Raw genomic sequence first — 22,156 nt, 5'->3', positions numbered from 1 at the left:
TTTAATTTATAGAATTAATTGAGTTTAATAAAAAAGCCAGACAAATCAATTTGTCTGGCTTTTCTGGTTTTATACAGATGGATGAGGTTTGCTTTAATTAACAGTGCTTACTTATCCCGGAAATGAAAGCACTGATAATGAATAATTCTTAGTCTAGGGGAAATTAAGTGGGTGAATTAATCCTCTGAAAATAAAAAAGCCGTACAGAAATATTTCTGTACAGCTTTTTGGTATGAAAATACTTAGTCAAAAAAGGAAATTAGTCCTTCTTTTTATTCATATCTTCCTTCAATTGTGATAATACACCTAAATCACCAAGAGTGGTTTTAGAATCATTATCTTTATTGATTTTATTCACATTTGCAGAGGCATTTCCTGTTCCTCCGGATTGTTTTTTCTTAGGTTGTGGTTTTTTCTCCTCTTTGTAAGTGCTTACATGAGAAAGAACGATTTTCTTGTCATCCTTAGAGAATTCAGTTACCACAAATTCTAATGCATCTCCAACTTCAGGAGTAGAACCGTCTTCTTTCTGTAGGTTTTTCAACAGACAGAAACCTTCAATTCCGTATGGTAATTCAAGAACTGCTCCTTTGTCATTTTTCTGTAGAATCGTACACTTATGTACTGACCCGGTAGTGAATATTTCTTCGAAAGTATTCCATGGGTTTTCTTCTAATTGTTTATGACCAAGAGCCAGTCTTTTTTGCTCTATATCAAGTTCAAGTACAACTACTTCAAGCTCATCTCCAACTTTTACAAATTCTGATGGATGCTTGATTTTCTTAGTCCAGGATAAATCAGAAACGTGAACTAAACCATCAATTCCCTCTTCCAACTCAATGAAAAGACCAAAGTTAGTTAAGTTTCTAACAATACCTTTATGCTTGGTATCAATAGCGTACTTAATCATTAAGTCAGATCGTTTCCATGGATCCTCGGTAAGTTGCTTAATTCCTAATGACATTTTTCTTTCTTCTCTGTCAATAGTTAATACAACAGCGTCTAGCTTGTCTCCAATTTTTAGGAAGTCCTGAGGGTTTCTCAAATGTTGTGACCATGACATTTCCGAAACGTGGATAAGTCCTTCAACACCAGGAACAATTTCCAAGAATGCTCCGTAATCTGCAACATTTACAATTTTACCGCTTACTTTGGTTCCTACTTCAATAGCAGTATCCAGTGAATCCCATGGATGAGCAGTCAATTGCTTCATGCCAAGAGAAATTCTCTTCTTGTCATCATCGAAGTCAAGTACTACCACTTTCACAGTCTGGTCAAGTTTAAGCAGCTCTTCCGGATGTGAAATTCTTCCCCACGAAATATCAGTAATATGCAATAGACCATCCACACCACCAAGGTCAATGAATACACCAAAGTTGGTCATGTTCTTAATAACACCTTCAAGAACTTGTCCTCTTTCAAGGTTATTAAGAATTTCAGCTCTTTGCTTCTCAAGATCTTTCTCAATAAGGACTTTATGAGAAACTACTACGTTATCATTTGTATAGTTGATTTTGACAACCTTAAGCTCCATTTTCTTACCAACAAACACGTCAAAATCCCTGATAGGCTTAACATCAATTTGTGATCCAGGTAAGAATGACTCGATACCAAAGATATCTACGATCAAACCACCTTTAGTTCTTCTTTTAACAACACCTTCAATTACAGTGTCATTTTCGAAAGCACCCTGGATATTCTCCCAGGCTTTAACAATTTTTGCTTTTCTTCTGGATAAAATTAATTGTCCATTGGCATCCTCCTGATCTTCAATATAAACTTCAATCTTATCGCCAACCTTAACTTCTTCCAAATCCCTGAACTCATTTAATGAAACAAGTCCGTCTGATTTGAACCCAATATTAAGTACAACCTCCCTGTCAGTAACACTTACTACAGTTCCTTCAACTACTTCTTTGTCAGTGATTTCTGTCAATGTATTGTCATACATTGCCATCATCTTTTCTTTTTCAGAATCACTGTAGCCTTCACCGAAACCATTGGATTCTAATTCATCCCAGTTAAAGTCCTGGTCTGATGCATTTTTTAATTCTTCTGCCATATCTAAATTTAGCACACGATACTCCTTAATCTTAGTGCTATCAGATTAAGGATTTTGTTAGAAATAAATTAAATAAAATTACTTGCCTTTTTAAAAAGGTGTGCAAAGATAATAATTTAACAAGCGTAACACAATTTTCATGTTAATTTTTATTAGGAATCTTTTTAGTAATTGTCTGGGTTTGAAAATGTTGGAAACTTAAAGGAAATTCAGGGTAGGGAATAGAATAATTCACATTACGCAAATGATTTCGAATCCTGATTTTTCAATACTTGTAATTCAAGGAAGAATTCCGATTTTTGGGTGGATTTAACAGAAAACATAAATGAAGATCGCTTTTCTTTCTACTTTTTACCCATTTCGCGGTGGAATTGCTCAGTTTAATGCATCCTTGTTCAGGGCCATTGAAAAAGAGCATGAAGTAGAAGCGTTTAATTTTACCTTACAATACCCCAAATTTTTATTCCCTGGCTCCAGTCAGTTTGTGGATCCTCAGGATAATGCTGATCCTGTTCCTAATAGCAGGTTATTAAATCCAGTCAATCCGGCTTCCTTTTATAAAACCTATCGTGCCATCCTGAAATTTAATCCCGATTTTTTAATTATCGGGTATTGGATGCCGTTTTTCGCTCCAGCTTTTGGAACAGTAGCCTGGTTGCTACGGAAGAAGGGGATTAAGGTGATTTCCATAATTAACAATATGATCCCTCATGAATCCAAGCCTGGGGATAAAGTTTTTAGCCAATACTTTGTCAATAATATTGATGGATTCTTTGTCATGGGTGAAGCGGTTAAAAAAGATGTGCTTTCATTAGTTCCAAAGGCTAAAATTCTATTGCATCCGCATCCTATTTACACACATTTCGGAGAAAAAAAATCAAGAAATGAAGCCGTTGAAAGTTTAAAAATTGAGCCTGGGAAAAAGAATATATTATTTTTCGGTTTAATAAGAGCCTACAAAGGCCTTGATTTATTGATTGAAGCATTCGATGGCTTGTCTGATGATTATCAATTAATTATAGCAGGAGAGTGCTATGAGGACTTTAGTAAATATGAATTTTTGATAGGGAAAAACAATAACAAAGAAAATATAAAATTATTTAACCGGTATATTCCTGATCATGAGGTAAAAGATTTTTTTTCTGCGGCTGATGTTTGTGTCATTCCCTATAAAAGTGGAACGCAAAGCGGAGTAATTGCCACAGCCTTTTATTTCGATGTTCCCGCAATTGTAACTGATGTGGGAAACCTGAGGGAAAGTGTAGAAAGCTTCAATACTGGGATTTGTATTTCGTCTCCGGATTCCTCTCTGTTGAAAACTGCCATCCATGATTTTTTCAATAATTCTGAACGGGAAGGTTACCTGCGAAATATCATAGATTTTAAGCGAAAGTTTACCTGGGAAAATCTATCAAAAGAAATAGTCAGGTTTTACAAATCAATCTGAGAAAGCACGATATTTTTGGCTAACTGGCATTGAAGCATAAAAATCCTGTACTCAAAAGTTATTTTGAGTTTGAAAAACCAGTAAAGTTATTCAGAAAAGAAGTAGAGTTGGTGATTAAAATTTAGTAGTCTTTCGGTAATAATAATTCTGGTTGAAATTTAATTTAGATTTCTCACAAAATTGGATTTATTACTTAATGGGTGATTTGAGTCAATTTTTACAGGAGGATTATCTTCTCCAATTATCCAGGATTCATACACTAACTCCTCCTTAAAATCTACAACATAATATCCAAAACTTACATTTACATGTCCGTTTATTGGATAACCATTGATTTTAATTGTTTGTAAGAATGCTTCAGCCTCCTCCTTTGTAGAGAAGGATATTTCAAAAAGGACTACATCGTTAGATGAAAAGTTGACGAAAAAGTACATTTTATTTTGGTTCGTTATTAATAGGACATTAACTGTAAACTAAAATTTAAAATTGTACTTTTTGGTTAAATTATTGTAAAAAACTTACATCATTTTTTTTGACTCAATAACGATTAATTCATTGTTTAAAGTAGTTGTAGCAAACAAATAAACCTCTCCACCTTCCTGTAATCCGGTTTTTTTTCGGATTTGTTGGACAGAAAGCGGAAAGTTTCTTGCTTTAATGTGGGCTTTTTTTAGTTTTTGGAGCCTTTTTAAATCCTTTTTATTAAAATTAAAAGTATTTTCTATTTCAAATACTCTTCCAGGTAAGTTTTCCCGGAATTTATTAAATGTGTACAAATGACTGTTAGGATGAAGTTTTTTTAAATTTAAATTCTGGCTAACGGATCTGAACAGGCCTGCTTTCATAATGGATGCATTGGGTTCAAATAAATATTTTTCTGGAAGACTATACTCCACTGTAGCATTTTTTTCAGCATTTAGTTTGGTTTCAAATGCCATGAAGTTTTCTTTGTCAATAAAATTTACACACCTAATGGTAGGAGCAAGGCATTCCTGATTGGCCAGTTCAAACAACAGTTCCTTACAATCATTTTTGATCGAAATGACATGAATCACAGATACATTTTCCAATTGATCAATGGCCAGTTTAATATCCAAAAGGGGAGAGGCCTTAATTAAAATTTTTGAACCCTGCTTTAATAGTTTTCTTCTAATCTCCAGGATATTTGGTTGGCAATCCTGAAAGTTTACAATTTTGGATTTATGTTCATCTCTTCTTGCAGGGTCAACATAAATCAGATCAAAATCCTCAGTGTTTTTGTCAAGAACAGTTTCACTATTTGAATGATTAACCAAAATATTATCAATCCCTAAAATTTGTGAATTATGTCTCATTATTTCACACAATTCTTTATCTCTTTCCACATAATGGACCTCCTTAAATTTTTCCGCAAAAAACAGACAGTCAATACCAAATCCACCTGTAAGGTCGATCATTTTGTTTCCCTTATAAAGTTGGGCTTTGTATCTTCCTGTAATTTCGGAAGAGCATTGTTCCATGGAAATTTTTTTAGGATACAAAATTTTGCTATACTCAAGCAAAAAAGGTAGTTTCTTTTTTGCCTTCAGCCTTCCGTTAATTTGAGAAATAATGAATGGGATTGGAATATCTTTATATTTTTGAGCATTCAATGCCAATTGGTTTAAATCATCATTAAGATGTTTTTCAATAAATTGAAGGATGGTTTCATTTAATTGATGCATGCCACTTTAAATGGGGAAAAATTGAATCAGTTTTTTGATAAACCGGAACTTGAATTTGACTTTTTTCTTATTATATGATGTGGTTTTTACCAACTACAATATTTAAACAGAAATAAAATGAGAATAACTAAATTTTTCCAGATACCCTCAAAAATAATCATTATTGCCATTTTGTTGGTTTCTATTTCGGCATGCCAAAATAATTTAACCAAATCGGGAAACCAATCAAATGAAGAAATTAAAGGAGATCAGGGTATTACCGGTGAAGTATTGTGGTTTGAAGGAAATCTGATGCCTGGCCCGAATAAAAAAATGCCTTCTGGTAAACCGGTAGTGAAAGAAATTTTTATTTATGAATTAACCGGCAAAGCCCAGACAAAATTTGATGGGCAGTTTTTTTCTGAAATTAAAACAGATTTAATTTCTCAAATAAAATCTGATGAAAATGGAAAGTTTAAAATAGCTCTTCCTTCAGGAAAGTATTCTTTATTCGTCAAAGAGCCTAATGGTTTTTTTGCTAATAGTTTTGATGGGGAGGGTCACATAAATCCAATTGAGGTGGAGCCGGGAAAATACACTAATTGCATCCTGAAAATTGATTATCAGGCGGCCTACTAATTTTCGAAACTTTATAGTTGAATGACATTTTTAGTTGAAAAACTAAAGGTTTAGCCCTTCCTAAACTGGTAAAATACTGTAAAAATTACAGGTAAATTTCTGTTTTTTTCAGCCTTTATCCTGAAAAAAGAATAATCGTACAATCTTTACTGGATCTTAATGAGATGGTTATAACAAAGCGAAAGCATTTTTTTGCAGTTTTGTTTTTCTTTTTGATTAGGAAAAATAATTCCAAAAAATCATAAAAATTACATTAGGAATAAACAAGGGGTCTTTCATGGGTTTGGGATAATAATTCTTGCCAACTTTACAATATCCAATAAATCACTACCAATTTTTCTATTAGCATTTGCCCGATTTTTTAATTTTTTATTACGTGGAAATGACAACGATTTATTTTTTTACACAGGCAAGTATCTTATTTTGGTTCTCAACACAAATCTGGTCTACAAAATTTATTATTCTGGTTAATAAGTATGCAATTCATTTTACCCAGGTAATGAATATGCTTACCAATTTAGTTGTTGGATAACTTTTCGCCCACTCCTTATGCTCATATTGATGTTCAAATTTTTCATTTTGGAATTAATTTAAAGGAAAATTGCTTTCTTTTATAAAAAAAATTAACCAAAGATGAACAGCTAAATATGGGAAATAAAAAAGTACTTACTATTGTGGGAATGGGAAAGGGAATCAGCCTGGCGTTAGCCAAAAGATTTGCTAAGGAAGGTTACACCATTGCCATGATCTCCAGAAATGAAAACAATCTGAAAAAATATCAAAAAACCTTAGCTGATGCTCAGGTAGAAAGTCATTATTTTGTGGCTGATGCCGGGGGAGCTATTAGCCTAAAAAATGCTTTCGATAATGTGCATGAGACTCTAGGGCCCACAGAAACATTAATTTATAATGCAGCGGTGATTAGAAAACAAAACATTCTTACGGAATCATTAGAATCCCTGGTAGAGGATTTTAAGGTAAATGTAGGTGGAGCACTGGAATCGGCTAAAGCGGTAATCCCAGGAATGGAGAAACAAGGAAAAGGTTCTATTATTTTTACCGGAGGAGGATTATCCCGACATCCTCATAAAGATTATGGGTCCCTTGCCATCGGAAAGGCTGGGTTAAGAAATCTGACTGGTTCGCTTGCCAGAGCTCTTGAAGGTAAAAATATTAAGGTAGGGACTGTGGTGATTTATGGTTATGTTTCGGAAAAGGACGAAAAATATAACCCAAAGGCAATTGCCGAACAATTTTGGGAATTTATGATGTCCGGTGGAAAGGATTTGGAAGTGGTATATTAAAATAAATTTTTGATAAAAGGGTCAATTTAAACGACCCTTTTATATCCGGTTTCTTAAGGCTTCATCCAGTTCGGCAGGGTTAAGCTGATAAGGATTATTTTTATTTCCGGTTTCTTTTATAATTGATGGAATTAACTGTTCTTCTAAATTAAACCTGGAAAGTTTAGCGATTTCAAATTCCTCAATCCATTGGTCTATTTGATCCAGCAGAAAATCAATTTGATAATCTTTCCCCTTATCATCTTTTTGACTAAACATTCTGCCCAGTCTGGCATATTTGCTTAATGCCAGATTAGTGGCATCTTGTTTTCTAAGTTCTCTCACCGTAATTCTATTTACAATTCCCATTAATGAACCGCAAATTAATCCATGGGGAATATTACATTTTCCTCCAACAGAAGAGGCAAAACCATGGATAGTACCTAAGCCTGCATTAGCTAAGGTAATTCCGGAAATCATAGAAGCATAAGCCATTTTGGTTCGGCCTTCTATATTTGCTCCCTCATTTACAGCCAATGGTAATCCATCTTTTAACTGGTTCAAGGCCTTAATGGCAAGTGAATCGGTCATTAGGTTAGATTTTGTGGAAAGGTAAGATTCTACCAGCTGAGTGAAGGCATCCATTCCGCTATGGGCAGTTTGATTTTTTGGAGTGGATAAAGTGAGTGAAGGGTCCACCACAGCAAGGTCAGGCACGAAATTATCATGCCTTAGTGATTTCTTAAACCCATTTTTACCTACCTCCGTAATTACTGCATTTTTGGTGGTTTCGCTGCCTGTGCCAGAGGTAGTTGGTACCGCAATAAATGGAATTTTTATCCCAGGATGACTTTCCCCTGTTCCAACTCCCTCAAGGTAATTCTTAACCGGCTTGTTTAAAGGAATCATGGCCGACACAGCTTTGCCTGCATCAAGTACACTTCCTCCACCTATGGCCAGAATAACTCGCAAATCGTTTTCTCTAAATTGCTTCACACAATGGTCAATCTGGTTAGGAGAAGGTTCATTGGGAATTTCAAAATGGGCAAAACTGATCTCTAAGTCATCCAAACTTTCTCTTAAAATATCCCAATTAACAGAACTTGTGAAAGACTTTGCTCCGGTTAATATCAGCACATTTTTTCCATAGTTATTAATGAGCCGAGGTAATAACTTAAATTTTCCAACACCAAAATGTATTTGAGGCGTACTTGTAAATGAAAATGAAGTTTGCATTATCCTAAAGTTGAGGGGCCTAAAATTTGGTGCTTTACGCCTTTTCTAGGTTTGGCCATCCAGTCATTTACGGTTTCCCTCCATTCGTTATAATGGGCAGTTTCTTTATGTGCCAAAACATCTGATTCAGCTTTATAAGCCTCATAAAATACAAACTTATTGGGATCTTCCATATCCTGGATAAAGTCAAATCTTAAGTTTCCAGGCTCTTTAATAGAGTTTTCAGCATTTTTCAGACATGCTTTAATAAAATTATCTCTGTATTCAGGTTTTACCCAAATATGAACAATTGTAGCAATCATTGTTTTAGCAAGGTTTTTAGGTTAAATAATTAGAAAAGCGAGAAATTAAATCCAGTTTTTACCAGCTCATTGTATTTCTGGCTATCAAACTCGTAATAGTAAGCCCCTTTCTTTGAGGAAGATTTATCCTTTTCATCAAGCTTTTTTAATAAATTCATTGAAATAAGTTTCTTCCTGAAATTTCTGTCGTCAAGTGGTTTTTGGTAAATTTCCTGATATAATTTTAGTAACTGGGGCAGTGTGAATTTTTTGGGTAGTAATTCAAAGCCAATGGGTCTGTATCTTGCATTTTGTTGCAATTTTAGCAAAGCCATTTCCACCATTTCCTTATGATCCAGGATCAGATTGGGAACATCTGTAAAATCAAACCAATTTGCACCATGGGCATTCACCAAATCTTCATCCTGTTGGTCGATCTGGATGAGGCTCCAATATACAATGGAAATTACCCTGGCTCCCGGATCTCTGTCTTTTTTTCCATAAGACTGAAGTTGTTCCATGAAAATATTTTCCAATCCGGTTAATTCCTTCAAAACCCTGTTGGCTGCATAATCCAAATCCTCATTAATTTTCACAAAACTTCCTACCAGCGACCATTCTCCGGCCAAAGGTTCCACCAGACGCTTAATTAAAAGTAATTTAAGCTTTTCCTTTTTGATATCGAATCCCCAAATAATGCAGTCCACTGCCACATGGATAGATTCGCTATCCTGATAGTAGCCTTTGGGTATATCATTAATTGACGATTTTATTTTCATAGTAAGTACCAGTACTTTTTAATAATGAATAATTTCACCAAAGTATCAATCAGTGGTGGTAGTTTAAAGGAGAATTATTCCTGTCATCCAATTAGTTATATGCATTTGGAAGCCACGCTCTCCAATAAAACAGTATAGTCCTCTTGCAAATTTAGGGATACCATTTATAAATGCTAAGGGAACTCTAAGAATTAGATTATACGTTTTGGAGCCAACTAAAATTTAAAATGTTTATGAAGTTAGGGAAATGAATTTTAAATTTCGGTATGTCTTCAAAGATGGGGCATAGATAGTCATTTTTGTTAACTTAATTGGCAAATAATCTTAAGATGGAATATAGAAAATTAGGAAGTTCAGATTTGGAAATATCGGCAATAGCTTTTGGTGCCTGGGCAATTGGAGGATGGTTGTGGGGAGGAGCAGATGAAAATGAGGCTCAAAAAGCTATTCGTGCCTCAATAGATTTGGGTGGAACCACCATTGATACCGCCCCGGTGTATGGTTTTGGGGTTAGTGAAATTATTGTTGGAAAAGCGATAGAAAGTGTTCCAAGAGATAAAATCCAACTATTAACCAAGTATGGTTTGAGATGGGATACTGAAAAAGGAGTGGCCTTTTTTGCCACACAGGATAATAATGGAAATGATATCAATATTCAAAAATTTGCCGGGAAAGACAGTGTAATTAAGGAATGTGAAGATAGTTTGCGCAGGTTAAAAACGGATTATATTGATCTATACCAAATTCACTGGCATGATGAATCTACTCCGATTTCGGAAACTATGGAGGCTGTGGAGCAACTTTTGAAAGAAGGTAAAATCCGGGCTGCCGGAGTTTGCAATTACCAAACTGATTGGGTAGATGAGGCCTTGAAATCAGTAAATATTGTTTCCAACCAGGTTCCGTATTCTATGCTAAGAAAGGATATTGAAAAGGATGTAGTTCCCCATAGTTTGGAAAAAAATATTGGGATATTAGCCTATAGCCCATTGCAGCGTGGGGTTTTAACAGGAAAAATAAAATCCGGGTATAAATTTAACGAAGGGGACAACAGGGCTGATTTACCTTATTTTAAAGGCGAAAACCTGACTAAAATAAATGCATTCCTGGAGGGTATCAGGCCAATTGCTGAAGATAAAGGTGCCACAATTGCTCAATTAGTATTGAAATGGACTTTGGAACAACCTGGCATTACCTGTGCTTTGGCAGGAGCCAGGAATATACAACAAGTGGAAGACAACCTCAAGGCTGCCTCCTTAAGCTTAAGTGAGGAGGAAAAGTTTCAAATAAACCAGGGAATAAAATCCTTAAATTTAGACTTGTAAGGATATAAATTGTTCAAATTGAATTTCTGGCTTTAAAATAAAAGGGATTGGAAATCTGATCCCTTTTCTGCTTTAAAATTAATTCTGCTGCGGTTTTTCCCATACTTTTAAAATCTGTAGAAATTACAGAAATGCCATCTCTGATTACCTCTTTTAATTGAGAGTCATTATAAGAGATTACCCCAAGGTCTTTTCCAGGTTGGAGTTTTTTCTTTTTGGCAAAGTTTAGAAGCTTTATCAAATCTTCATTCTGAAAGGTAATATAAACCTCATTTTCGTTTAATAATCTGGAATTGATCTGGTCGATTAACCTGAATTTGAAATCATATTTCTCGCAAAATTTTTTCAGTCCATCAATTGCCTCTTCAGGGTGAAGTGTTTTAGAGGTGAACACTCCTGTAATTCTTTTATATTTTTTAAGATGCTCCTTCGCTTTTTCCATTCCATAAAAAATATCACTTTCAAAATTTTGATAAACCATCGCACAATCCAGCTTTTTCATTGGCCGGTCCAGTATTAACAGTCTGTCTGGTGGGATTTGTTTAAGGGTTTTCAAAATTTTCTTTTCGTACCTATAGAAGGTTGGAATGATGATAAAATGGTTATAATTTCCAATGTTATCCAAAATTAACCGCTCAAAAATTTTAGGGTTATGATTGTGGAAGAAGGTATCTACAATTACATTTCGATGGAAGTGCGACATTAAGGAATTGTATAAAACCTTTTTGTATTCATTCATTTCATTAAACAAGAGGAATATTTTAAGGTTTTGCTTTGTGTTTGTACTAAAAATATAAAAACCTTTCCCATGAGTTGAAGCAATTATTCCCTTATCCCTCAATTGATAGTAGGCCTTTACTACCGTATCTCTGGAAAGATCAAGTTTTTCACTGATCTGATTGATGGATGGGAGTTTTTGATGTCGGGTAATTTTACCAGCAATAATTCCATCAATAATACAATCCTGGATTTGCTTATAAATTGGTTTTTTTGTTTTTGGGTCTATTTTTATCAGACTGGAGTCTATATTCATGTTAGGATTTTATATTGAGTTGGAGGATATATTCAAAAAATTTGGGTAATATTAATTTTATATTAAAGAATATTAATGAAATTAACTTTCAGTTTTTATTCCACCAAGATAATTAAAAATAATTTAAATTTAATCATTACAGTACATAACAGTAGAGAAAAAACTATGCAGTTATTTATTGATTTGTTATTTTAGATTTAATCGCCATTGATTTTTTACCCAATGAGTAAATACCTTCTTTTCTCCAGTTTAATATTTATTTCCTTCTGTTCGTGTAATTCAAGTTTTAAGCACAATCCAGAATTAAGTAATACTCCTTTCCAATTAGCACTTGATTCAAATGAATTACTTTCCCTAAGCGGTGAAAAATTATCAGTACTGGTTTGTGGAAACTGTCATTTTTATCCGGAACCAGGTTTGTTAGAGAAGGAGATTTGGGCGAAAGTATTTAATCAAATGGGACTTAGGCTTGGCATAGGAGTTAGTGAAAACCTGATGAAACTATATGGTACAAAATCCACTGAGGAATTGGCCTTGTTGGAAAAGGGAAATATTTACCCTTTAACACCTTTAATTCCAATGAAGTCATGGGAGAAGATCAAAAAATATTATCATGAAAAAGCACCGGATTCTATCTCCAATCCACTAGGATTTTTTGATGAATTTGATACTTTACATTATGAAGCTTTTCCGATTGCCAAACCAAAGGGCTTACCTCCATTTGTTACTATGATTAAACAGGAACCTCATTCAGGGGATGTGTATTATGGTACTGCTTCCAACTGGTTATTCAAGTATAATTTCCAACAAAATACATATGATTCCATTGCCGTAGAAACCCCACCAACGGATATTCGATTTACCCAAAACAATGCCTTCCATTTACTCAATATTGGCATTATGAATCCTTCGGATTTACCTCGGGGAAAAGTTCATTTTTATGGAAATGGTTTTAGTGTAGATAAAAATGAATTGCTTACCAATTTGCACCGACCGGTTAATTTTGAAAGGGCTGACCTCAATAATAATGGCCTTGAAGATATCATTATTTGTGAATTTGGTTTTAATGTGGGAAAGTTCACCTGGTATGAGCAGCAAGAGGATGGTTCCTTTGTCGAACATATCATTTCGGATTTGCCCGGTGCGATAAAAGCTTTTGTAAAAGATTTAAATAATGATGGCTCCCAGGATATAATTCTCCTGAGAGCTCAGGGAAAGGAAGGCGTTTATGCCTTTCTCAATGATGGTGAGGGAAACTTTGAATTGAAACCACTTCTAAAGTTTTTGCCTGTTTTTGGAGTAAGTCATATAGAGATGGCAGATTTTAATAATGATGGTCATTTGGACTTTTTATTGGCCAATGGGGATAATGCAGATTATTCTTATTCCTTCAAAAATTTTCATGGCGTTAGAATTTACCTGAACGATGGGAATTTTTCGTTTAAAGAAGCATTTTTTCAACCACTGTATGGGGCCACAATGGCAAAACCAATAGATTTCGATCAGGATGGAGATTTGGATATTGCCGTAAATTGTTTTTTTCCGGACTATGAAAAAACGCCAAATAATAATTTTGTATTCCTTGAAAATAAAGGGAGTTTGAAATTTCACCCATACACATTTGCCGAAAGTGAAAAAGGACGATGGTTAACTATGGAAATAGCAGATTTGGAAATGGATGGAAGTCCCGAAATTCTATTAGGTTCGTTTATTTATGCCCCAACTCCGGTGCCTAAAGAACTGAAAAAAAGTTGGGTAAAAAACGGTCCTGAAGTTTTGGTTTTGAAATATAAAAAGGAAAAAGACTGATTTATTCTAATTCTTTATTGCTGTATTCTTCTTGTAAAATTCCTAAAATAAATCCTTTTAAAGCACGGTTGACCTGATTTGGTTCTTCTATAGAAGAAGAATGTCCGGCACCCTTTAATATGACAAGTTCAGAATGTTTTATCTGGCTTTTTATTCTATGAGATTTGGCCGGAACAGTGGCTACATCCAAGTCTCCAACCATGATTAATGCAGGACATTCAATATCCTTTAATTCCTCAAATACCCCTTTTCTTTTGATTACTCCCGTCACTGCTTTTACGATAGTTTTTTTATTCTTTTCCAATTCCTTTTCCCATTCTTTTCTTTCATCTTTCCTTTGAGGGTCAGTCAGGAATTTCTTTCCGAACATTATGGACATAACTTTTTGGGTGACCGCTTTTACTCCAAAAATTTTCACAATGGTATTCAAAAGTGTGTATTTGAAGGCGTTTGGTTCAGGGTCTGCTGTAGTTTCTATAAGGCTAATTGATTTAACTAAATCAGGCTTTCTGGCCGCAAGCCGCATGGCAATAAATCCCCCCATGGATAAACCTACAAAGTGGCAAGGAGCCAGTTCCAGTTTTCTTATCAATTCTTCCGCATCTGTGGCAAGGTTGTCCATATCATACCCACCTTTGGTTACTTCACTTTTGCCCTGGCCACGGTGGTCATAAACCACACACTTGAAATGGTTTTTAAAAAGAGCAATTTGTTTATGGAAGAGTTTTGTACTCCATAGTAAGCCATGGCTAAATAAAATTGTTTCAGGTCCATCACCATGGATTTCGTAATAAATTTGGGCTTTATTTAAAGTTAGGTAAGGCATAGGAAATATTTTTGGTTATTGATGTTTTGAAAGTTAATTTTCAGGTCGGGAGAGATAAAAGCAACAAAAAAAAAATAAAATTTCACCTCTCTAAAATTAAACTGAAAATAAAAACCCCGATCATGAATTTTGAATCCACCCTGAATTTTTTATCTAAGCTTAAAGATAATAACAATAAAGAATGGTTTGATCTAAACAGAAAGATTTATCTGAAAGAAAAAGAAAAGTTTAAAAAATTGATAGAAGAATTAATTACCGGGATTTCTGGTTTTGATCCAGGCTTAATTGGTTTGGAAACAAAACATTGCATTTTCCGAATTAACAGGGATATCAGGTTTAGTAATGATAAATCTCCCTACAAATTAAATTTTGGTGCATCCATGGCAATGGGTGGGAAAAAGTCAAAATATGCCAGCTATTACATACACCTTCAGCCAGGGGGGAAATCTTTTGTAGGTGGGGGAATGTATCATCCTATGCCCGAAGACCTTAAAAAAGTCCGTCAAGAGATTGATTATAATTTGGAGGACTTTCAGCATATTTTAAATCATCAGGATTTTAAAAAATATTTTGATGAAATATGGAAAGATGATGCTCTGAAGACAGCACCAAAAGGATACCCAAAAGATCATCCGGCTATTGAGCTTTTAAAGCTGAAAAGTTTTGTAGTCTTTAAATCATTTGAGGATGAGGAAGTGTTTCAGGAAAACTTTAAAGAAGAGGCCATTAAGGTTTTTCATGCCTTATATCCTTTTAATCAATTTTTGAATGTGGCAGTTGGGGAAGAAGCGTAAATGGAAAGTTTGTGCTCCATTTCATAAATATAAAAAGTACTGGTACTTAACCGATTAATTCATAATTTTGCCGGTCCCATTTTTTTGGAGATTAAAAAAGTATCAGATCAATAAAATAACTGAGCAAATGTCGGAGAATGCTTTATCAAACAGATTAAAATCATTATCAGAATCTGCAACGCTTGCCATGGCAGTAAAGGCACGAGAACTGCAAGCCCAAGGAGCAAATGTGATTAAACTAAACCTGGGAGAACCTGATTTTCAGACTCCACAGCATATAAAGGATGCAGCTAAAAAGGCGATAGATGAGGGCTTTACATCTTATCCTCCTGTGGCCGGATTTCCAGATTTAAAAGAGGCAATTGTTCATAAGTTAAAGCGGGATAATGGATTGGATTATGAACCTGCAAATATTGTGGCTTCCACAGGTGCAAAACAATCTATAGCTAATGTATTGCTCAGCTTATTGAATAAAGGTGATGAAGTAATCATTTTTACACCTTATTGGGTAACTTATTTTGAGCAGGTAAAACTGGCAGAAGGTATTCCGGTGGCTTTAAAAGGAAATATAGAAAATGATTTTAAAGTTACTGCAGAACAACTAAGGGCGGCCATTACCGATAAGACAAAAGCGATATTGTTTTCCTCCCCTTGTAATCCAACCGGGTCGGTTTTTACCAAAGAAGAATTAAGTGGGATTGCTTCAGTTGTGTCCGAATACAAAGATTTATATATCATCTCAGATGAAATTTACGAATACATCAATTTTAGTGGTCCGCACCATAGTATTGCTGAAATAGATTATATAAAAGACCGGGTGATAATTGTGAACGGGCTTTCGAAAGGATTTGCCATGACCGGTTGGAGACTGGGTTATATAGCTGCTCCAAAATGGCTGGCTAAGGCCTGTGATAAAATTCAGGGACAAGTCACTTCCGGTACCTGTACCATTTCTCAAAAAGCAGGAGTAGCCGCATTGACAGGAGACCTGAAAGCAGCAACAGAAATGAAAATGGCTTATCATAGGAGAAGAGATTTGGTGAAAGGTTTACTGGATGAAATTCCCGGATTTAAAACCAATTTGCCGCAGGGAGCCTTTTATATTTTCCCTGACATTAGTTATTATTTTGGAAAATCCTATGATGGACAGGCGATTAATAACGCTAATGATCTTGCCATGTTTTTGTTGAATGAGGCCCATGTTTCAATTGTGGATGGAGGGGCATTTGGAGAACCGAACTGTGTAAGAATATCTTTTGCAGCATCGGATGAAGACCTTGAAGAAGCCATTAAAAGAATCAAAACAGCACTAGAGAAATTAACGTGAGAAAGGTATTTGAAAAATTTAATGATCTAAAAGTATTGATCTTAGGAGATGTGATGATTGATTCCTACATCTGGGGAAAAGTAAATCGCATATCACCTGAAGCTCCAGTCCCCATTGTAAGTATAAACGAAAGAGACTGGAGATTAGGAGGAGCGGCCAATGTTGCTTTAAATATTAAAGCTTTGGGTGCAGAGCCAATTTTATGTTCAGTGGTTGGAGATGATCCTGAAAGTATCACTTTTCATGAATTACTTGATAAGAGGGGAATGACAAAAGAGGGCATTATTCAAAGTAAGGATAGAGTGACTACTGTGAAGCACCGAATTCTGGCAGGTTCCCAACACATGCTTAGAGTAGACTCAGAAACTGAAAAGGTAATTTCTTCAGAAGACGAGGAGAAAATAGTGGAATTTGTGAGAAACAAAATTGATGAAATTGATGTCATTATTTTTGAGGATTACGATAAGGGTGTTTTAACTGAAAAAGTTATCGGGCAAGTGATTTCCCTGGCCAAATCAAAACAGATCCCCACTACAGTTGATCCTAAAAAACGTAACTTCCTGGCTTATACTGGATGTTCTTTATTTAAGCCTAACCTCAAAGAACTCAGAGAAGGTTTGAAAGTTGAGTTTGAAAATAAAGACATTGAGGCACTAAGCGAAGCTGTAAATAAATTGGCCAAAGTGATGCCGGTAGATGCAGTAATGGTAACCCTTTCTGAGAATGGTGTTTATATTACTGATTTTGAGGAAAAATTTCATTTGCCTGCACATAAAAGAGAAATTGCAGATGTTTCAGGGGCAGGAGATACTGTGATTAGTATCATGTCCTTATGCCTTGCTGTTGGATTGCCACTGAAAAAAATTGCGGGAATTTCCAACCTGGGTGGAGGCTTAGTCTGCGAACACCTCGGAGTAGTTCCTGTTGAAAAAAACCGACTCCTTGAAGAGGCTATAAAACTTTTTGGAAATGAGTGATTGATCTGATCACTCATTTTTTTCTCCATATTCAATCAATCTTTAAATCCAGATTTGATTTCTCTGGTAATCAAACTTCTCCATAATTCAGTAATTTTTATTGAATACCTCTCTCATTTATAAGGCATTAAGGGATTATTCGTTATTAATACAACCATATTTACAATACTGATTTTTTTCAAAATTTTCATTTTTTTCATTCAGTTTATGGTTAGTCAATAGGAAGGTATTATAAATACCAACGGTTTTCAGGTTTTATATCTCCAATAAGAAAAATAGATCTATTCCGGAATACCTGTTAAAATATAAATCTAAATATGAAGAATCTTTACTACATCCTTGTTTTTGCCTTTAGCCCAATCTTTTCTTATGCTCAGGAAAATGAAAAAACCTTTATTAGAAAAGATGAAATAATTGTGAAGGTGGATGCATCTTTTTTTGAAAAAAATCAGGAAGCTCAATTATTATCAGGGAGCTATCAATTGGATGAATATTTAAATAAACCTGGGATAAAAAGTTATCAGCAGATTTTTCCTGCAAATAAAAAGAGGGAGGCAAAACTTAAAAGTTTGGGTAATTCTGGAGATATTTCCCTAAATAATAGCGCTGAAAAACGGTCGGCTATTGGGAATTTTTACCAAATTAAAGTTGCTGAAGGAAGTGATATTAATGGGCTATTAAAGGATTTGAATAATGAAAACTGGGTGGAGTATGCAGAACCTTCCTTTTATAATGAATTGTTATTCGTCCCTAATGATACAACCTACCTTGAATTGCATTGGGGGCATGAGCATACGGGAGTTTATGAAGCATGGGACATTTCCCAGGGAGATACCAATATTGTAATTGGAATCGTGGATACTGGTGTAAAAACCACTCATCAAAGTTTAAGAGATCAATTGTATTTTAATGATTTGGAAAGATATGGTATAGGGGGTGTTGATGATGATGGAAATGGCTTTATTGATGATTCCCTGGGTTATGATTTTGGTGATTTTGATACCGATGTCTCTGATGTATTTGGTCATGGAACTGAAGTAGCCGGAGTGGCATCGGCAAAAGTGAATGATAGTTTTGGAACTTTCGGAGTAGGGTATAATTGCAGGTTCATGCCAGTAAAGATTGCCAATAGTGCAGGTTATCTGATTAATGCTTATCAGGCGGCTTTTTATGCAGCCGAAAATGGATGCGATATTATCAATTTATCCTGGGGAAGACCGACTGGAGGGCCATCAAAATTTGAGGAGGAAGTAATGAATTATATAGTAGAAGTGCTGGATGTGGCTATTGTGGCAGCAGCGGGAAATACTTCTAATCAATTAGATTTTTATCCGGCTTCTTACCGCAATGTTTTGTCTGTGATTCACTCACTGGATACAAGTAATGTGCGTGTAAGTCCGGGAACTTATAGTTATTATATTGATGTCATGGCTCCGGGTGCTTATATGCCAACAACTTCCATTTCGTCCGGAATGGAGGGGCACAAAATCGTATCTGGTTCTTCCTATGCTTCACCCTTTGTAGCTGGAGCTTTGGGACTAATTCGTAGCGAGTTTCCCGATCTTTCTGCGAAACAATGTGTTGACCTGATTAAGGCTACTACAGATGATGTAATTTATGATGTTCCGGGAAATAGTGCATTTACAGATCGGTTGGGCAAAGGACTTTTAAATGTTTATCGGGCCCTAACAGAGAAGAATGACCACAAATCAATATTTGTGGAAAATATAACTACCGAAGGATTTGTGGGTAATGCCATTATCAGAGAAGATACCATGAACATTTGGGCACAATACAAAAGTATATTGGAACCAACTACTTCCAATTGTAAAGTGACTTTATCGAGCCCTTCCGAGTTTGTAGAAATAATTTCCGATGAATTTTCCATAGGCGCTCTGACCACAGGGGATTCTATTGACAATGAAAATTCTCCATTTCAGGTATTGTTCAAAAATGATTTGCCGGCAAATAAACAAATCTTCTTTAAACTATCACTTGAGGATTCCTTGTACCAGGATTATCAGTATTTTGAATTAAACACAGATGATTTGTTTAATGCCCGATTAGGGGATTTTAGACTTACAATTGGCCAAAATGGACAGCTGGGCTGGAAAGTGGAAGATTCAGTTAGAACCGGTTTAGGAATTAGATGGAAAAACCAAAAATTAATTGAAGAAGCTGGATTGGTATTGGTAGTTGATTCTGTTAATAGTCTGGCCAATTTTAATGGAGAAATAGGAAACTTTCAGAATGATTTCGAAACAAAATTTGAATTAATCTATGCAGCTGATAGTCTGGAATATAAAGGAATTGAGGGTGTTTTTTATGATGAAGATACTGTACTTGGCCTGGAGATTAAACAAAACTTTAAATCCTGGGGAACAGGAGATAGTCTCAATTTTTTGGCTTTGAGTTACACCTTAGAAAATAATAGTTCTGAATTAATTGATTCCCTTCATGTGGGTTTGTTTATTAATTGGGGTGAGCCTGATTCAAAGCAAACTGCAAATTGGGATTCTGTATTCAATTTTGGCATTATAGAAGATTTGGATAATAACTACTTTGTAGGGGTAAAAATATTGGATGAATCTTTTGGTTATTATGCTTTTAATCTCCCTGGAGAAATTGATGAAATTAATCTAGAAGACGGGTTTTCAACTTCAGAACAAATAAATTCTTTAAATCAGGAGATCCAAAATCCGGAGGCGGGTGGTATTTCCGGTGGGGATGTGGCTAATATTACAGGTTTAAATAACATTCGCCTAAATCCCGGTGATGAACGGAAATTAACTTACATTTTGCTGGCTGGGGAAAGTATAGAAGAATTAAGGCAGGGTTTTGTATTCGCTGCTCAAAAGCTTGATTTTGAAGGATTAAAAGGGGAAATTCCTGAAATTCAGGATACCTCTTTTTGCTTTAATGAAATACCATCATTTTTTCCAGAAGGAGGTGACTATTTTAAATTTTATGCGGATGAATCACTGTCTAATGAAATAGGAGAAGGAGATTCTATTTTGCTTGGATCAGGTTATTCCGGAAATAAAATTTTCATCACTAATGCCGATAAAATTTTGGAAAGTGATCCTCTTGAAGTTTCATTTATCATTAATGACAGTATTCCCGGAGATTTTGAAGTAGTTTCTTCTATAGATTATAATGAAACTGCTTTTTTAAGTCCAATTCCCGATTTTGGGTCTGGTGTACAAAAGTTTTCCTGGAACTTTGGAGATAGCGAAAATTTGATTTTTGATGAATTTCCAAATTATAAATATGAGAAAAATGGCGCATTCACTATTACTCTGACATTAGAGGATAGCCTCGGCTGTGAGAAATTAGTACAGAAACAAATTCAGGTGAGTGGAGTAGAAGGAAGGCCTGTTTTGAAAGATACTATTTTATGTGAAGGAGCCAACATGGTGATTTCCCTACCAGACAGTAGTGATTTTTGGGTGTTTTCTGATAATAGTTTTCAAGATACCTTGTTCCAGGGAAAAAGTCTTACGATTCCGGCAATTGAACAGGATACAATTCTTTTGTATAAAGATATTTCAGCTCCGGATAGTACTTACATCAGCCATACCATTAATATTAATCAAATTTTTGTTGCTTTAAAGATTCCTTCTTTAGTTATTGAAAAGGATGTTTACGAATATGGACTTGGGAATCTGCCAAATCATTATCAATCCATTTCATGGGATTTCGGGGATGGTACTGAAGTTTCTGATGACACTTTGGTAAACCATCAATATGATTCTGCAGGGATTTATCTCATATCAGTAAATTTTGTGGATTCACTGGGTTGTTCCACTTTTCTGGAAAGTGAAATTATAGTTTATGGGAATGCCGGACTCCCGAAAATTGATCAATTCCAAAACGTTTGTCCCGGAGATAGTATTAAACTGATGCCATCGGGTGGAGAAAATTTCAGGTTTTATTTCAATGAGTCATTGGACAGCCTAGGGTTTGAAGGTGGTGCATTTTCTTTTATCCCTAAATCAAATGTGACGAAGGTTTTCATCACTAACATTGATTCTGTTGAAGAGACTCTGCCAAGGGCTGTTACCGTATTCAGACCTGATTACTCTACGGTTTTGGATATTATTCCTGATTCGCTTGAAATTGCTGAGGATCTCACCTTGTATTTACGTGGACCCAACGGTTCTGATTGGAATTGGGAATTTGGAAATGGGGATACAAGTAATGTACAAAACCCTGTTTTGGTGATTGCTGAGAGTGGGGAATTATCTATTTCACTTGAATTTACCGATTCCCTTGATTGTAGACATCAAATTACCCGTGAAGTAATGGTGTTTGCTGAAGATGAGCCTGTGACAACTGGTCTGGAAAGGCCTGAAAATGAAGATATAATTGTTTTTCCTAATCCTTCTATTGGAAAAGTAAATTTCCTTTTTCCAACTTATATAAAGGGCAAGGCTAGTATACATTTATTTAACCTTGAAGGAAAAATTCTTTTAGAAAAGCAAATTGAAAGTTTCAATAAAAGTAATCAGTTCATGGATTTGGAATCATTGGAAAGTGGACTTTACATGCTCCATATTTCCACTAATGAAATTCAATTCAGGCAAAAGGTCAGGTTGATTAAATAAGCTTTTTTAGGAAAATTAAAGCATGATATAAAGGGCAAATTGAAATAAG

17 protein-coding genes are annotated in these 22,156 nt (G+C 35.1%); 9 read left to right on the top strand and 8 right to left on the bottom strand.

The window, feature by feature from the left end; genetic code table 11:
• Positions 1-259: 259 nt before the first annotated feature.
• The gene (gene rpsA / locus A3EM_RS0122710) at positions 260-2,062 is read right to left on the bottom strand and encodes a 30S ribosomal protein S1 (RefSeq protein ID WP_020530554.1); all 1,803 of its coding nucleotides are present in this window, start codon (positions 2,060-2,062) and stop codon (positions 260-262) included.
• A gap of 325 nt (positions 2,063-2,387) precedes the next feature.
• Here rpsA and A3EM_RS0122705 point away from each other — a divergent pair, with 325 nt between their 5' ends.
• Positions 2,388-3,509: a glycosyltransferase gene (locus A3EM_RS0122705; protein WP_020530553.1), complete on the top strand. Its 1,122-nt coding sequence runs from the start codon at positions 2,388-2,390 to the stop codon at positions 3,507-3,509.
• A gap of 158 nt (positions 3,510-3,667) precedes the next feature.
• Here the strand turns inward: A3EM_RS0122705 and A3EM_RS0122695 are convergent, their stop codons facing one another.
• Together A3EM_RS0122695 and A3EM_RS0122690 are read right to left on the bottom strand one after the other, a co-directional pair.
• The gene (locus tag A3EM_RS0122695; protein ID WP_020530551.1) at positions 3,668-3,943 is read right to left on the bottom strand and encodes a hypothetical protein; all 276 of its coding nucleotides are present in this window, start codon (positions 3,941-3,943) and stop codon (positions 3,668-3,670) included.
• Positions 3,944-4,027: 84 nt separating this feature from the next.
• Positions 4,028-5,212, bottom strand: a complete 1,185-nt coding sequence (locus A3EM_RS0122690; RefSeq protein WP_020530550.1) for a THUMP-like domain-containing protein — start codon at positions 5,210-5,212, stop codon at positions 4,028-4,030.
• Positions 5,213-5,329: 117 nt separating this feature from the next.
• On the opposite strand from A3EM_RS0122690, the gene A3EM_RS43365 reads away from it, so the two are divergent.
• Positions 5,330-5,830 (top strand): hypothetical protein, encoded by a 501-nt coding sequence (locus A3EM_RS43365; protein ID WP_020530549.1) that lies wholly within the window; start codon positions 5,330-5,332, stop codon positions 5,828-5,830.
• A 647-nt stretch (positions 5,831-6,477) separates the two neighbouring features.
• A complete protein-coding gene (locus A3EM_RS0122670) occupies positions 6,478-7,134 on the top strand; it encodes an SDR family NAD(P)-dependent oxidoreductase (protein WP_020530547.1) in 657 nt (218 codons plus the stop codon).
• A gap of 39 nt (positions 7,135-7,173) precedes the next feature.
• Here the strand turns inward: A3EM_RS0122670 and A3EM_RS0122665 are convergent, their stop codons facing one another.
• Genes A3EM_RS0122665 through A3EM_RS0122655 form a run of 3 tightly spaced genes read right to left on the bottom strand, consistent with a single transcriptional unit; the run spans position 7,174 to position 9,409 of the window.
• A complete protein-coding gene (locus tag A3EM_RS0122665; protein ID WP_020530546.1) occupies positions 7,174-8,349 on the bottom strand; it encodes an iron-containing alcohol dehydrogenase in 1,176 nt (391 codons plus the stop codon).
• The gene (locus tag A3EM_RS0122660; RefSeq protein WP_020530545.1) at positions 8,349-8,651 is read right to left on the bottom strand and encodes a putative quinol monooxygenase; all 303 of its coding nucleotides are present in this window, start codon (positions 8,649-8,651) and stop codon (positions 8,349-8,351) included. Before A3EM_RS0122660 ends, A3EM_RS0122665 begins: the two co-directional genes overlap by 1 nt.
• A gap of 29 nt (positions 8,652-8,680) precedes the next feature.
• Complete coding sequence (locus A3EM_RS0122655) at positions 8,681-9,409, bottom strand: NUDIX hydrolase (RefSeq protein WP_020530544.1); 729 nt, start codon at positions 9,407-9,409, stop codon at positions 8,681-8,683.
• 329 nt (positions 9,410-9,738) lie between these two features.
• Here A3EM_RS0122655 and A3EM_RS0122650 point away from each other — a divergent pair, with 329 nt between their 5' ends.
• Complete coding sequence (locus A3EM_RS0122650; protein ID WP_020530543.1) at positions 9,739-10,734, top strand: aldo/keto reductase; 996 nt, start codon at positions 9,739-9,741, stop codon at positions 10,732-10,734.
• Between the two features lie 13 nt (positions 10,735-10,747).
• Here the strand turns inward: A3EM_RS0122650 and A3EM_RS0122645 are convergent, their stop codons facing one another.
• A complete protein-coding gene (locus A3EM_RS0122645) occupies positions 10,748-11,767 on the bottom strand; it encodes a GntR family transcriptional regulator (protein WP_020530542.1) in 1,020 nt (339 codons plus the stop codon).
• Between the two features lie 222 nt (positions 11,768-11,989).
• Between A3EM_RS0122645 and A3EM_RS0122635 the strand changes: the two genes are divergently transcribed.
• Positions 11,990-13,576, top strand: a complete 1,587-nt coding sequence (locus tag A3EM_RS0122635) for an FG-GAP repeat domain-containing protein (RefSeq protein ID WP_020530540.1) — start codon at positions 11,990-11,992, stop codon at positions 13,574-13,576.
• A gap of 1 nt (position 13,577) precedes the next feature.
• Here A3EM_RS0122635 and A3EM_RS0122630 read toward each other — a convergent pair whose 3' ends face one another.
• Positions 13,578-14,402, bottom strand: coding sequence for an alpha/beta fold hydrolase (locus A3EM_RS0122630; RefSeq protein WP_020530539.1), 825 nt, complete (start codon positions 14,400-14,402; stop codon positions 13,578-13,580).
• A gap of 122 nt (positions 14,403-14,524) precedes the next feature.
• Here A3EM_RS0122630 and A3EM_RS0122625 point away from each other — a divergent pair, with 122 nt between their 5' ends.
• The 4 genes from A3EM_RS0122625 to A3EM_RS0122605 all read left to right on the top strand — a co-directional run bounded on the left by A3EM_RS0122625 (position 14,525) and on the right by A3EM_RS0122605 (position 22,107).
• Positions 14,525-15,196 carry a DUF2461 domain-containing protein gene (locus tag A3EM_RS0122625; protein WP_026210530.1) on the top strand — a complete coding sequence of 224 codons (672 nt, stop codon included), beginning with the start codon at positions 14,525-14,527 and terminating at the stop codon, positions 15,194-15,196.
• Positions 15,197-15,323: 127 nt separating this feature from the next.
• On the top strand, positions 15,324-16,523 hold the full coding sequence (locus A3EM_RS0122620) for a pyridoxal phosphate-dependent aminotransferase (protein ID WP_020530537.1): 1,200 nt from the start codon (positions 15,324-15,326) through the stop codon (positions 16,521-16,523).
• Entirely contained in the window at positions 16,520-17,500 is a 981-nt protein-coding gene (gene rfaE1 / locus A3EM_RS0122615; protein ID WP_020530536.1) for a D-glycero-beta-D-manno-heptose-7-phosphate kinase, read from the top strand. Before A3EM_RS0122620 ends, rfaE1 begins: the two co-directional genes overlap by 4 nt.
• 317 nt (positions 17,501-17,817) lie before the next feature.
• A complete protein-coding gene (locus A3EM_RS0122605; protein WP_020530535.1) occupies positions 17,818-22,107 on the top strand; it encodes a S8 family serine peptidase in 4,290 nt (1,429 codons plus the stop codon).
• Positions 22,108-22,156 lie beyond the last annotated feature (49 nt).

Origin of the sequence: Flexithrix dorotheae DSM 6795, from assembly GCF_000379765.1 — a bacterium.
In the GTDB taxonomy this organism is placed as follows: Bacteria; Bacteroidota; Bacteroidia; order Cytophagales; family Flammeovirgaceae; genus Flexithrix; species Flexithrix dorotheae.
Note: the sequence above shows the minus strand (reverse complement) of the source record. Positions and strands in the feature narration are given on the sequence as shown.